Source organism: Actinopolyspora alba, from assembly GCF_900112765.1.
In the GTDB taxonomy this organism is placed as follows: Bacteria; Actinomycetota; Actinomycetes; order Mycobacteriales; family Pseudonocardiaceae; genus Actinopolyspora; species Actinopolyspora alba.
Map to the genome: position 1 here is coordinate 150,680 of NZ_FOMZ01000002.1, position 12,813 is coordinate 163,492.

Here is a 12,813-nt window from a genome sequence, read left to right on the forward strand (position 1 = left end):
TGAACAGATCAAGTGGAACCGGATTTCAGGGGCGTACCCCGCGCGCGTCGAAACCAGCACACGTGAGCGTCGCGGACGAGCTCGATCAACGGATCCGAGGAGTCCAGCTGTACGACTCGCCGGGATCGGTCTCCCCCGCGGCGTGTCGTCTACGTCCCCGGAAAGCGGTGTCATCCGTTCCCGTACGGGCCGTCGGCTCGTCCTCGACACGTATCTCGGGATCACCGGAACGCCGAGAGCGTCGCGCGGCCGTGGAATTCGATCCGGGAGGGGGCTCCGGAGCCTCGGGAGGCGTCCGCGGTGCCCTCGCCGTGGCGGACTGCTCGGTACTGGCGGTGTCGTCGTCGGCCCGGTTGCCGTTGCGGTAGGCCACCAACGCTTCCGCGAGCAGATCGGCCAGTCCCGCCTGTCCCGCACCGGACTCGGCGCTGTCGGAAACGTCCATCCCGGAGAAGTCTCTGATCAACTCTCTGCTCTGCTCCAGCAGGTGCTCCGGGACCGCGGGACGGGAACTCGTATCCGGCGAGGTACCTCCGGAGCTATCACCCCACTCGGAGGAAGCTTCCGAACCGCCGCTCTCAGCCGGTGCCGTCGATTCGGCGGGCTCCCCGGAGGCGTCCGGTTCCGGTGGTTCCGCACGGCGACGGCGTCCTCCGGACCGGGTAGGGGGCGCGGGCTGGGCCGTGGTCCCGGGCTGGGCGGTGACCGGGGACTCCGGGCCGTTCCCGGTCACCCCGGTGACTTCGGCGGCGCCGGCGGAACGACTCCGACGCTGGCGGGGCGCGCCCCTGCCCTCCGCTTCGAGCGCGGCACGGATCTCGTCCAGCGAACGACCGTGCGACCGCCGTGCCGGTGGTTCCTCGGTTTCGGCCGGTTCCGCTCGTCGCCTGCCCCCTGTGGTGCCTGACTCGGGCGGTGTTGAATCGGGTGAGGCCGACTCGGAGGAACCGCTCGTGGCGTGCTCGTGAAGCGACTCGGAGCCGTGGCCCCACGAGGACTCAGCGGCACGGGGGCGGTGGGGCTCGGCCGATTCGGTCGTGCCACCCGGTTGCGGGTCGGACACGGGCCAAGCCTTGTCCCCGACCGCGTGCTCACCGGCGTCCGCAGGCTGGGGCTCCGAGTCCGGAAAACTCGGCACGACCGGCATTATCGTGGTCACGTCCTCGGTGGGGGAGGACGACGGAAAACCGCTTCCCGATCCGATTCCCGAACCGGTGCCCGACTCCGTGGCGGTCCTGTCGAACCCGGTTTCGGTCGGATTCTCGGCGGGAAAGTCGATGTCCTCCCGGCCACCGTGTTCACGGGATGGGCCGTGTTCGCGGGGCGGGCGGTGAGCATCCGGTTCACCCTGCCGGACGGTGTCGCTCGACGCTCCCGACGGGTCGAACACGCCCGAGGGTGCGGGATCGGCCGAGGCGCCGGTGTCGACAGGCGCAGCAGTCCCGGCAGCGGGATACGGATGCGGATCGGTCGCGCCGTGCTCCTCGGCTCCGTCCGGCGCCCGATGACGCCTGCCCGGGACGCTTCCACCCGCCGTGACGACCTCGCCGAAGGGGTTATCGGAACGGTGCGCGGCGGTGTCGTGCCCCTCGCCGGTCGAACGGCGATCACCGGTGTCGGTGCCCTCGTGCTGCTGCGGCACGGCCGCGGAGTCCCGCGTACTCGGCGCCCCACCGGACAGCAGGGTGTTCATCAACCGCCGAGCCTGCTGCCGGGTGTCCGGATCCTCCGTCGCGGGCGCCGTGGGAGGCAACGGACCTCGTGGCGGATGTTCGACGGTGTGATCGTGCCGATCGTGGCCCTGCTCACCGTGTTCGGACTGCTGCCGCGGGATCGCGGAGTTCGGCGCCGGGAACTCCTCCAGCAGGCGCAGCCTGGCCTGTTCGACGGTTCTGCGCCAGTGATGGTCGGCCGAGTAGGCATCGCGAACACAGCGCAACGCCTCGGGAAGGTCGGAGGCCTTCTCGTGCAGGGCGGACAACGTGTTCAGTACTGCGGCCTGCAGATCGAACAGCTCGTGCCTGCGCCCACCGTCGAGGGCCTCTCGCAACGACTCGAACGCGGCCGAGTGCTGCCCCGAGGGCACGTAAACCCTGGTCGCCACCGCGAGTCGCAGCCAACCGACCGGGGCCGCGGCGGCGGCCCGGAGCGGCTGCCGCACGATCTCGGACGCACACCGCAACGCCTCGGCCTGCTTGCCCAGATCCAGCAGCGACTGCGTCTGTTCGAGGACCAGCCCGGCGCGGACCTCCCCGCTGTCGGCGGCCGGGTCACCGAGACGTTCCAGAAAGTCGAGGCCCGCCGCGGCGGACTCGATCGCGAGCGCGAACTCACCGTTACCGCGATAGTGAGCCGCCCGCGCGCCCGCCACCCTGGCACGGAGCAACCGCGTGGTGTCCTGGTCCTCGGTCGACTCGGCGGCGTAGAGCCGGTCGGCCTCGTCCAGCGCCTCGACACGCTCCGCCGCGCGACGATGCATCGGCAACGCACCACACAGCTCGACCAACGCGTGCGCGCGCAGCCGTGCCGGAACACGTTCCAGCTCCAGCAACGGATGCAGCACGCGCAACGCGACATCGGGACTGCCGCTGCCACGGGCACAGCAGGCAAGTTCGACCCGCAGGTCACCGAGCGGTTCAGCCGAGCCCGCGCGCTCGGCGTCCCGAAAGGCCCCGAGCGCGCGTTCGGTGGCGGTGACCGAACGCCCCAAGCGGTTCTCGGCGAAAAGCGCTATCGCTTCGGCCCGGAGTCGCTGTTCGGTGTCACCGACCTGTCGGGCAGTGGCAGTCGCGCGGTTGGCGAACAACAGTGCCAGCTCCGGAACCCGCCAGCGCAATTGCCGAGCGGATTCCAGTAGTTCGTGGCCGGGGCTGCTTATCCGCGAACCGCGCTCCCTCGCCAAGTCGACTCTCCGATCCTCAGCCGCGGGTCAGTTTCCGATGGGTAACCCGGTGCGGACGTGCGGCCTCGGCGCCCAACCGGTCGATCTTGTTGTTCTCGTACCCCTCGAAGTTACCTTCGAACCAGAACCACTTGGCCGGATTCTCTTCATCACCCTCCCAAGCGAGGATGTGGGTGGCCACCCGGTCGAGGAACCACCTGTCGTGGGAAATCACCACGGCACAACCGGGGAATTCCTGCAGCGCGTTCTCCAATGAGGACAACGTCTCCACGTCCAGGTCGTTGGTGGGCTCGTCCAGCAGCAGCGTGTTCCCACCCTGCTTGAGCGTCAACGCGAGATTCAACCGGTTGCGCTCACCACCGGAGAGCACCCCGGCCGGTTTCTGCTGGTCGGCACCCTTGAACCCGAAGGCACTCACGTAGGCGCGCGAAGGCATCTCCACCTGGCCGACCTGGATGTGGTCCAACCCGTCCGAGACGACTTCCCAGACGTTCTTGTTGGGGTCGATACCGGAGCGGTTCTGGTCCACATAGCTGAGCTTGACCGTGTCGCCGACCCGCACCTGACCGCTGTCCGGCTCCTCGAGTCCGACGATGGTCTTGAACAGGGTCGTCTTACCGACACCGTTGGGACCGATGACTCCCACGATGCCGTTGGGCGGCAAGGTGAACGAGAGCCTGTCGATGAGCAGGTTGCCCTCGAAGCCCTTGCTCATCTCGTTGGCCTCGACCACGAGGTTGCCCAGGCGCGGACCCGGCGGAATCTGGATCTCCTCGAAGTCCATCTTCTTGGTCTTCTCGGCCTCGGCCGCCATCTCCTCGTAGCGATCCAGTCGCGAACGCGACTTCTTCTGGCGCGCCTTGGTGTTGGAACGCACCCACTCCAGCTCGTCCTTGAGGCGCTTCTGCAGCTTGGCGTCCCGCTTGCCCTGCACGGCCAACCGCTCGGACTTCTTCTGCAGGTAGGTCGAGTAGTTGCCCTCGTAGGGATAAGTGTTGCCGCGATCGAGTTCGAGGATCCAGCCGGCCACGTTGTCCAGGAAGTAGCGGTCGTGGGTCACGGCCAGCACGGCGCCGGAGTAGTTGGACAGGAACTGCTCCAGCCAGTGCACGCTCTCGGCGTCCAGGTGGTTGGTGGGTTCGTCCAGCAGCAACAGATCGGGCCTGCTCAGCAGCAGTTTGCACAGGGCGACCCTGCGACGCTCACCGCCGGAGAGGTAACGGACCTCGGCTTCAGGGGGTGGGCAGCGCAGGGCATCCATCGCCTGCTCCAGTTGCGAGTCCAGCTCCCATGCCTCGGCGTGGTCGAGCTCCTCCTGGAGCTTGCCCATCTCGGCCATGAGCTCGTCGGTGTAATCGGTGGCGAGCTGCTCGGCGATGGCGTTGAAGCGGTCCAGCTTCTCCTTGATCTCGCCAACGCCCTCCTCGACGTTGCCGAGTACGGTTTTCTCCTCGTTCAGCGGGGGCTCCTGCTGCAGGATGCCCACCGTGTAACCGGGGGAAAGGAAGGCCTCACCGTTGTTCGGGTGGTCGAGTCCGGCCATGATGCGCAGCACGCTCGACTTCCCGGCCCCGTTCGGCCCCACCACACCGATCTTGGCACCGGGGTAGAACTGGATAGTCGCGTTCTCCAGTATCATCTTGTCCCCGTGCGTTTTGCGCACATTCTTCATGGTGTAGATGAACTCGGCCATGCCTCCGATCGTAGATGTGCGGGACCGCGTGGTCTGCACTGCATCCGCACGGTGTGCACCTCCCGTGACGAGCCCGCGGCGCGTGGCGACCGCGCCCCCAGCGGTGCGGTCGGGAGCGTCGCACCCATCGGGCGGAAACATGTCTTGTGCACCGGCGAACCGGCAGCGGACGTGGTCGTGGCGGGGCGCCGGGCGGCGACGCGGAAACCGGATCGCAGCCGCCCGGCGGACCGTAGTGTCGTTACCCGGTGCGCCGTCAGGCGCCGATCGCCTGCGTGGAGGTGTCCTCGGCGGCTCGTGGACAGGGTGGTGCGGCCCGGAAGCAATCACGAGCGGAAGCCGCGCCGGCCCCGGCGGTTTCCTCGTCGGTGTCATCCGCCGCGGCGCGGGAGTCGTGCAGCACGTCGAGCCCCACCGCACCGGCCTCGACCTCCGCGGTGGTTCGACGCTGCCCGTCGGTTTCGTACTCCTTGGTGCGCAGCTTTCCTGTCACGAGTACCGAATCGCCCTTCTCCAGAGCCTGAACCACCCCCTGGGCGAGCTGCTTCCAGCAGTGGACCGTGGCGTGTACCCGATCACCGTCGACCCAGCGTTGGTTCGCGCGGTCGAAGCGACGGGCGATGCTGACCATGCGGAAACTCGCCACACGATTGCCGTGTCTGGTCTCGCGGGTCTTCGGGGCACTGAGAACTTCACCGACAAGAGTGACAGCGGTTTCATACATGAGTTCCTGCCCTTCCACCACTTCGAGTGGTCTCGTCTCGGTTCGGTCGCGCCGTGCGGCGCTGTACTCACCCTGCACGAGAACGAACACACTGAGCGATACAACAATTACGATATGTGTAAAAGCGGTAGCCATGTGGACAATTCGCGAGAAGGCCCCTCGCTGCGGTGGCCGACAACATCGCGCGACTCCACCCGAACGAGCGAGAATCGAGGCGGGCAGACGTCATGAGATAACGACTCGATTTCGCGTAAGCGCAGCGGATAGAGTCATGCGCGAAGCGCGACTACGATGTCCGTGATGGGTCGTTGCCGCTGCGCAGGTCGCTACCAAGCTACCCGCGACAGGAAAACGAACAAGATTCAGACAACTGGGATCAACCACTCGGGATTATGATCGGCTTGCCATTCGATACCGTCTCGGCAACAGCTCCCGTGTGGGTTCTTCGTAAAGCAAGGGGAACCGTTAGTCTGCTTGGCGCGACACGACACGCGCCGTGAGCGCGCGCTCGGTGTCGCTCGAGCCCTCGTAGCTCAGACGGATAGAGCAAGAGACTTCTAATCTCTAGGTCGCAGGTTCGAATCCTGCCGGGGGCGCCTAGCAAACCAGCCGATTGACCTGCAACGGGAAACCGAATCCTCAGGGTAGCTTGGTCGTGCTGATCTGCCGTGCGTGGCAGATGTGGGGCTTTCGTGGTGCGAGATTCCCACCGGACTCGCATCCTGCCCAGCTCAGTGCACCAACGTTGCGCCGTGGGGGAGCACCCACATGAGTTGATCACTGGGGCATCGTGATCGTGGCGTGGCCGAGCACCTCGAATCGTCCGGAGCGGGGCCGTTACCGGTGAGGCTTCCCGCCCCGGCTGTGCCGTGTCCGATGCCGAGCACCGCCCCCACTCGACAAGACCTCGCGTGATCGCACACAGTTCGATGTCAACAAGCACGTCTCGTGTGAAGCAAAGCAGCACAGTTCGCGAGTACGGCAGAATTCCTCCCGCTGCGCATCGTTGACAGCACAACGAAAACGCCTCGCCCTCTGGAAGAGGATCTGGAGGACCGAGCGTTTTCGTGGTTACAGCGCCCAATGATCGCGACTGTCGAGGTAGTCGATCCAGCACCATTGCTCGTACCCGGTGGCCCCGTGTCGATCCTCGTGTCGGTCATCGCCGGTGCCGAGATCGGCATGGCGGTTGCGCAGCGCGGACCAGTCAAAGCCGAGTGGACGACTACTGCGGCTCGTCGTTCCTCGCATTCATACGAGACCAGAATCCAGTGGTGGGCCGGAAGCTAGTGTGACCGCCCTGGAAGGTGCCCTATCGTGTGGGCGTGTCAGCGTTACCGTTCCCGGACCCTCCGCTCTCCGACGACGCCGTGGCACTGCGCTCCTGGACCACCTCCGACGCGCGGCAGTGGTTCGACGGCTTCTCCGACCCGTTGTGCCTGCAGTTCTCCTGGCCGCTCGTGGAGCCGTTCACGATCGCACACGTGCAGCAGGACATGGTGGAGCACGAGAAAATGCGGCTCCGCGGGGAGGCGATCAACTTCGCCGTGGTCGAGGCCACCGACCACGAGCTCGTTCTGGGAGGCGCCTCGATCTACGAAGTCGCTCTCGACCAAGGACGCGCGGCGGCCGGTTACTGGCTCGCACCCCACGCGCGGGGGCGCGGCCTGGCCACGCGGACACTACGACTCTTGGCACATTGGGTGTTCGACCACCTGGAGTTGGAACGCCTGGAATTGACCTGTGCTCCGGACAACATCGCTTCCCAGCGGGTGGCCGAGCGTTGCGGCTTCACGCGTGAAGGAGTGTTGCGTTCACGCATCCGCTTTCAGGGCGGACGACGTGACAGCATGATGTTCAGTCTGTTGGCCGATGAAACGCGTTAGGTGGGAAACGACCGGTTTCCCGAGGAACGACCGGGTTTTCTAATGTGGACCGATGGTCCGGGCCGGCCTCGCCCACCGAGCACACCCGCTACACAGCTGCCGCCGGGAGTCGATCAGCGCTCGGTCACACCGACCGCGTCCGAACGACCGCCGGATGGCGCGCGGGCGGCGGTGACCGCCAGGAAGACGCAGCACAGGGCGAGTACCGCCAACGGCACGAGGACGGAGAGCACCGGCACCACTTCCGTAATCCCGAAGGTGATGAACAGCGTCGCGTGTTCCACCAGGAACAGCGCACCGACCACCGCCAGCGCGGCCGACCAGGAACTCGGAACCCGCCGGGGGAACGAAGTCGTACGACCAGAGTGAACACGGCGACGACGAGCAGGCCACAGACCCGCGGGCCCGCGACCACCACCGGTGGAACGAGCCATCCCAGCAGTATGAAGATCAAGGCGGCGAGAACACCGACAGGCAACGCGAGCAACCACGGTTTCCGCGACGGCTCGGGCGCGTCGCGGTGGAAGCCGAGGAACACGCACACGACGGGCAACCAGATGCCGACTCCCGTGATCACACTGGTGAGGGACGTGGCCGGGGTGTTGTCCGGGGGAATCATCGAGAGCAGCGAAGGCAGCAGCGCGACACCCGAACAGAGCATGCCCGCACGGCGCTTCCCCAGCACCAGCAGCAGATAGGCGGGTACCCACACCAGGTTCAGCAGCAGGGTCGGGAAGACGTACCCGCCGAGCGGGGACAGCAGCGTGGTGGAGTCAGCGAACGCCACGCCGCTCCGAAGCTGGACGTGCACCAGGCTGCCCACCGAAACGAGTGCCAGCACGGCCCGCACGAGCACTCCGAGCAGCGCGATGGTGCGAACGGTGTCACCTCGGGCACGAGCCGCGCTCGGGGCTCCGACACCACCGAAACGGGTTCGGACCGCGAGCCCCGCCACGGCGAGGAACTCGCGCCGGTCCGGCCAGCCGTACTCACCACGCAGATCCTCGTGGTCTCCGTAGTCCCAATCGTCCTGCTCGTCCTCCGCTCCTCCGCTGTGCCTCGCCGCGTCGGCGAGCAGGAAGACGTCCACCATCTCCTCCTCGCGATCGGCGCGGTACCAGCTCGGCAGCAGCCGCAGCAGACGTCGGTAGCGCTGTTCCAGTCGCGTCATGCCGTACCACCCGATTCCGGCAGCAGTCCCCGGATCCGCAACCGCTCGGTGGCCGCCCGCACGACCTCGGAGCGGCGAGCGGTCTCACCGGCCAGTGTGGTCAGCCCGTTGTCGGTGATGCGGTAGTACCGGCGCAACCGGCCGTTGTGGACCCGCTCGCTGTCGAGTTCCGCGAGTCCGTCGGCGCACAACCGGTCGAGCACCCCGTAGAGGGTGCCCACCCGCAGCACGACCCGCTGCCGCGAGAGCTCACTCACCGCACGCACGATCCCGTAACCGTGCAAGGCACCGTCGGCCAGCACGGTCAGCACCAGGAACGACTGCTCGGACATGGCTCGCCGTGTCATGTGAACAGTATATATCGCAAACCGATATATAACGAGCGGTGAGATTTTGTATCCATCTAACGGAGGACAGAACCCTCGTGTGAGCACCTCCCCGGGGAGTACCGATCCGAAGCACGTCGAATGCGACGACGGAGAACCGCCGCACCCGCCGCGCTTACACTCGTGGCGCACGCACCGGCGAAGAGGGTTTCGAGGACCACGACATGAGCACGAGACACACGGTGATCGACTCACCGGTCGGCGAGCTGACCGTCGTGGCCGAGGACGAGCACCTGGTCGGGCTACACTTCGAGGGCCGCGACCACAAGAACCCGGCGACGACGCTCGGCCCCCGCGTCGACGACGATTTCCACAGCACCAGCGAACAGCTCGCCGAGTACTTCGCGGGGGAACGCACCCGGTTCGACCTTCCGCTGGCTTTCCACGGCGACGAGTTCGAGCAGCGGGTCTGGCAGCTGATCGCCGGGATCGGCTACGGCGAGACGCGCAGCTACGGCGAACTGGCCCGCGAGCTCGGCAATCCGGGCCTGTCCCGGGCCGTGGGGACGGCGACCGGACGCAACCCGCTGGCGGTGATCGTGCCCTGCCATCGCGTGCTCGGCGCCGACGGCAGCCTGACCGGCTTCGGCGGCGGGCTGGACCGCAAGCGCTTTCTGCTGCGCCTGGAGGAGCCTCCTGCCGAAGTGGCGGGCAGACTGTTCTGAGGGACGGGCTCTTCCGAAGAATCTCGCTACGAACCTGGTCCCGGACCGGGAAACAGCCCGCCCGATCCGAAAATCAAAGCCTTCGCGGGCTTTCCCCGGCTCCCTCAGTCGAGGAGCCGCACCGAGCTGACGTCGGCGACCCGGCGGTAGCCCAGCCGCTCGTAGACGTCGATCGCCCGAGCGTTGTCCACGGTCACCCCCAGCGCCACCTCGCCGAACTCGTCGAGCAGCGCGCGGGTCATCGCGGCGGTCAGGTCGCTTCCCAAGCCGCGACCACCGTAGGCTGGATCGACGGTGATCTTGGCGAGGAAACCGACACCGTTGATGCTCCGGTCGGCCCCGCAGGCGACGAGCCGGTCACCGTCGCGGATGCCGAACCACCGGCGAATGCCCGAGGCGCACGGGTTCGCCCCGGTGGCCGAATGACCCTCCCGCAGCAACCGCTCGACCCGCTCGCTCTCCCCGCTCGGCAGCACTTCGACCGCCGACTCGCCGCGCCGCCACTCGGGCGCGCCTTCGGCCGCGAGGAAGTACCAGTCCTCCGGTCCGGAGACGGACAGCCGCTCGTCGCCGTCCTCGCCCGACAACAGCGGCAGCCGAACGGATTCGACCGAGTCGAGCAGTCCCGCCTCCCGGAGTTCGGCGAGCAGGTCGAGGGCCGCGCGCGGCCGACCGCGCAGCGAGAGCGAACCGGGCTGCCACGGAATGCTGGTGAACCAGGCGACTGCCTCATCGGTGGCGTAGCCGATCACGTCGTCGGCCACGGTCATGCGGGTGTAGGTGTCGGCACCGGCCACGGTGAGCAGTTCGGCTGCTCCGGTGAGGTGGCGGACCGTCGCCGCTGACGATGTCATGCCGACGATCCTGACAGAGCCGCACGGCCACCGTGCGAGCGTGTCCGGAAGACGCCGGAAGCCCCGGAAACACCGGAGGATCGGGAGCCAGGAACTCACTGGGCGCCACGCCCACTCGCCCACTGATACCGGTGTTCGGGTCTGCCCGCCGAGCCGTACCGCAGGTGCAGCGTGATCCTGCCGGTGGTGGCGAAGTGGTCGAGGTAACGCCGGGCGCTTACCCGGGACAGTCCCGCGTTGTTGGCGACCTCGGAGGCGGACAGGTCGGTGTCGGCCGAGCGCAGCGTGTCGAGCACCAGGCGCGCGGTGACCGTGGAGAGCCCCTTGGGCAGCTCCTCGGGAACGGTGCGCTGGGGTTCGGAGGCCCGCAACTTGCCGTAGACCCGGTCCACATCGGCCTGCTCGGCCTCATCGACCGCGTCGAGTTCGTGCTGGGCCTCGGCGTAGCCGTTCAGCCGTTCCCGCAGCTCCCGGAACGGGAAGGGCTTGAGCAGGTAGTGCACCGCCCCGCCCTGCATGGCGGCCTTGACCGTCTCCACGTCGCGCACCGCGGTGATCACCAGGACGTCGAGCGGGTGGGCGTTGCCCCGCAGCCGCTGCAACACCCGCACCCCGGATTCGTCCGGCAGGTACAGGTCCAGCAGCACCAGGTCCGGAAGCAGCCGTTCGCTCATGGTCAGTGCCTCGTGGGCGTTGTGGGCCACGCCCACCGCCTCGAATCCGGCCATGCTCTCGACCAGTTTGCGGTGGTTGTCCGCGACCCGGACGTCGTCGTCGACCACGAGAACTCGGATCATCGGGGGCTCCAGTGGGAGGACTGAGGTCTGGTTCGGATCGACTGCCGGTGATTTTCGGGCGTTCCGTCGGGTCCCCCTGTTTCCGCGATCTCGCCCACCACGGGCAGCAGCGCGGTGAAGACCGCGCCGTCGTCGTTGTCGGCGCGCACCCACCCTCCCCGATTGCGGCAGGTCTGCCGGACCAGGGCCAACCCCAGCCCGCCGGTGCCGCCCTGTTGGGCCACCTTGGTGGTGAAACCCGCGCGGAACACCTCGTCGGCCAGTTCGGGGGCGATGCCCGCACCGGAGTCACCGACCTCGATGCGGGTGACCGCGGCACCGTCGGCTTCCTCCGACAACAACGACACCCGTACTCGTCCGGAGCCCGCCAGTGACTCCAACGCGTTGTCGATGAGGTTGCCCACCACCAGTATCAGGTCGTCCCTGGCCGTGGTGGAGGGCAGGGCGTCGAGGTCGGTGTCGGTGCCGAGCACGAACTCCGCCCCCCGCTCGGCGGCGGCGGCCGATTTCGCCAGCAGCAGGGCCGCGACGGCGGCGTCGCGCACCCGGGTGGTGAGGTCCTCGGTGAACCGCCCGTGGGAGGCGCTGAGTTCGTCGACGAAACTGCGCGCCTGCTCGTACTCGCCGAGTTCGAGCAGGCCGGAAATGGTGTGGATGCGGTTGGAGAACTCGTGCGCCTGGGCTCGGAGCGCGTCGGTGGTGGTCCGCGCCCCGTCGAGTTCCTGGGCGAGCTGGTCGAGCTGGGTGCGGTCGCGCAGGGTGACCACCGAACCGCCCTCGGTGCTGTCCAGCCGAACCGGCATCCGGTTCAGCGCCAGTACCCTGCCCCGCCGCAGCACGATCTGATCGGTGCCGTCGGCCTGCCCGGCCAGCACCTCGTGCAACCGCTCCGGCAGTTCGAGCTCGTCGAGGTATCGGCCCTCCGCGTCCGAGGGCAGCCCGAGCAACCGGTGTGCCTCGTCATTGACCAGGGTGATCCTCCCGGAGGGATCGAAGGCGACCACTCCCTCCTTGAGGGCGTGCAGCATGGCCATGCGGTGTTCGACCAGGCTGCCGATCTCGTCCGCGGCCATGCCGAAGGTCATCCGGCGCATCCTGCGGAACACGAGATAGGTACCGAGCCCGCCCAGCACCACCAGCGTCAGCACGGTTCCCAGCAGGTCGGGAAGGCTCTGCGAGACCTCATCGCTGACCGTCGAGACGGGCACGCCGACGGAAACGACGCCGATCACCGTTCCCGACTCGTCGAGCACCGGCACCTTGGCCCGCATGGAACGTCCGGTGGTGCCGGTCTGGATCCCGGTCCAGACGTTGCCCGCCAGCGCCGGGGCGGCGTCGGTGGAAAGTTGGTGACCGATGCGCTCGGGGTCGGGGTGCGAGTAGCGGATCTGGCGCCTGTTGGCGACGACGATGAAGGAGGCGCCGGTGGCCCGGCGGATCCGTTCGGCGAGTGGCGCGATGGTGTTCTCGGGGTGTGGATCGTCGAAGGCGTCGCGCACCGTGTGCAGCGTGGCGACCGACTCGGCGATGGCCAGCACGCGCTGCGCGTACTGCTCGTCGAGCTCGGCGCGGGTGTTGCGCCACCAGAACAGCCCGCTGGCCACGAGCGCGAGCACGACCAGCACCAGCTGCAGCGCGAAGAACTGGCCCGCCAGCGGCCAGCGGCGCGCGGGCCCGCGGGTGCGCGTGGTGTTGCCCTCGGCGATGACGTCCACCCCTCCGGCTGTCGACGACC

General features: G+C 67.7%; 10 protein-coding genes and 1 tRNA gene. 3 read left to right on the top strand and 8 right to left on the bottom strand.

Annotated features, from left to right (window positions below):
* Positions 1 to 85: 85 nt before the first annotated feature.
* The 3 genes from BM150_RS03275 to ssb all read right to left on the bottom strand — a co-directional run bounded on the left by BM150_RS03275 (position 86) and on the right by ssb (position 5,409).
* Positions 86 to 2,902 (bottom strand): hypothetical protein, encoded by a 2,817-nt coding sequence (locus BM150_RS03275; protein WP_139219439.1) that lies wholly within the window; start codon positions 2,900 to 2,902, stop codon positions 86 to 88.
* Positions 2,903 to 2,918: 16 nt separating this feature from the next.
* Positions 2,919 to 4,595 carry an energy-dependent translational throttle protein EttA gene (ettA, locus tag BM150_RS03280; protein ID WP_092923680.1) on the bottom strand — a complete coding sequence of 559 codons (1,677 nt, stop codon included), beginning with the start codon at positions 4,593 to 4,595 and terminating at the stop codon, positions 2,919 to 2,921.
* Positions 4,596 to 4,851: 256 nt separating this feature from the next.
* On the bottom strand, positions 4,852 to 5,409 hold the full coding sequence (gene ssb / locus BM150_RS03285) for a single-stranded DNA-binding protein (RefSeq protein WP_245755232.1): 558 nt from the start codon (positions 5,407 to 5,409) through the stop codon (positions 4,852 to 4,854).
* A gap of 432 nt (positions 5,410 to 5,841) precedes the next feature.
* Between ssb and BM150_RS03290 the strand changes: the two genes are divergently transcribed.
* Positions 5,842 to 5,915: transfer RNA gene (locus tag BM150_RS03290), tRNA-Arg, on the top strand.
* Positions 5,916 to 6,644: 729 nt separating this feature from the next.
* On the top strand, positions 6,645 to 7,205 hold the full coding sequence (locus BM150_RS03295) for a GNAT family N-acetyltransferase (protein WP_092924387.1): 561 nt from the start codon (positions 6,645 to 6,647) through the stop codon (positions 7,203 to 7,205).
* A 124-nt stretch (positions 7,206 to 7,329) separates the two neighbouring features.
* Here BM150_RS03295 and BM150_RS03300 read toward each other — a convergent pair whose 3' ends face one another.
* Together BM150_RS03300 and BM150_RS03305 are read right to left on the bottom strand one after the other, a co-directional pair.
* The gene (locus BM150_RS03300; protein WP_092923683.1) at positions 7,330 to 8,376 is read right to left on the bottom strand and encodes an MFS transporter; all 1,047 of its coding nucleotides are present in this window, start codon (positions 8,374 to 8,376) and stop codon (positions 7,330 to 7,332) included.
* Entirely contained in the window at positions 8,373 to 8,723 is a 351-nt protein-coding gene (locus BM150_RS03305) for a PadR family transcriptional regulator (RefSeq protein WP_217641330.1), read from the bottom strand. Before BM150_RS03305 ends, BM150_RS03300 begins: the two co-directional genes overlap by 4 nt.
* A 203-nt stretch (positions 8,724 to 8,926) precedes the next feature.
* On the opposite strand from BM150_RS03305, the gene BM150_RS03310 reads away from it, so the two are divergent.
* On the top strand, positions 8,927 to 9,427 hold the full coding sequence (locus tag BM150_RS03310) for a methylated-DNA--[protein]-cysteine S-methyltransferase (protein ID WP_092923689.1): 501 nt from the start codon (positions 8,927 to 8,929) through the stop codon (positions 9,425 to 9,427).
* Between the two features lie 104 nt (positions 9,428 to 9,531).
* On the opposite strand, the gene BM150_RS03315 is transcribed toward BM150_RS03310, so the two are convergent.
* From BM150_RS03315 to BM150_RS03325, 3 genes are all read right to left on the bottom strand, one after another.
* Positions 9,532 to 10,281 carry a GNAT family N-acetyltransferase gene (locus BM150_RS03315; RefSeq protein ID WP_092923692.1) on the bottom strand — a complete coding sequence of 250 codons (750 nt, stop codon included), beginning with the start codon at positions 10,279 to 10,281 and terminating at the stop codon, positions 9,532 to 9,534.
* 95 nt (positions 10,282 to 10,376) lie between these two features.
* A complete protein-coding gene (locus BM150_RS03320) occupies positions 10,377 to 11,078 on the bottom strand; it encodes a response regulator (protein WP_092923694.1) in 702 nt (233 codons plus the stop codon).
* Positions 11,075 to 12,793: an ATP-binding protein gene (locus BM150_RS03325; RefSeq protein ID WP_217641331.1), complete on the bottom strand. Its 1,719-nt coding sequence runs from the start codon at positions 12,791 to 12,793 to the stop codon at positions 11,075 to 11,077. The genes BM150_RS03320 and BM150_RS03325 overlap by 4 nt, the downstream gene beginning before the upstream one ends.
* Positions 12,794 to 12,813: the final 20 nt, after the last annotated feature.

Bases quoted from the DNA above. Each gene is read 5' to 3' on its own strand.
- ettA (WP_092923680.1), bottom strand. From the start codon at position 4,595: ATGGCCGAGTTCATCTACACCATGAAGAATGTGCGCAAAACGCACGGG.
- BM150_RS03300 (WP_092923683.1), bottom strand. From the start codon at position 8,376: ATGACGCGACTGGAACAGCGCTACCGACGTCTGCTGCGGCTGCTGCCG.
- BM150_RS03305 (WP_217641330.1), bottom strand. From the start codon at position 8,723: ATGACACGGCGAGCCATGTCCGAGCAGTCGTTCCTGGTGCTGACCGTG.
- BM150_RS03310 (WP_092923689.1), top strand. From the start codon at position 8,927: ATGAGCACGAGACACACGGTGATCGACTCACCGGTCGGCGAGCTGACC.
- BM150_RS03315 (WP_092923692.1), bottom strand. From the start codon at position 10,281: ATGACATCGTCAGCGGCGACGGTCCGCCACCTCACCGGAGCAGCCGAA.
- BM150_RS03320 (WP_092923694.1), bottom strand. From the start codon at position 11,078: ATGATCCGAGTTCTCGTGGTCGACGACGACGTCCGGGTCGCGGACAAC.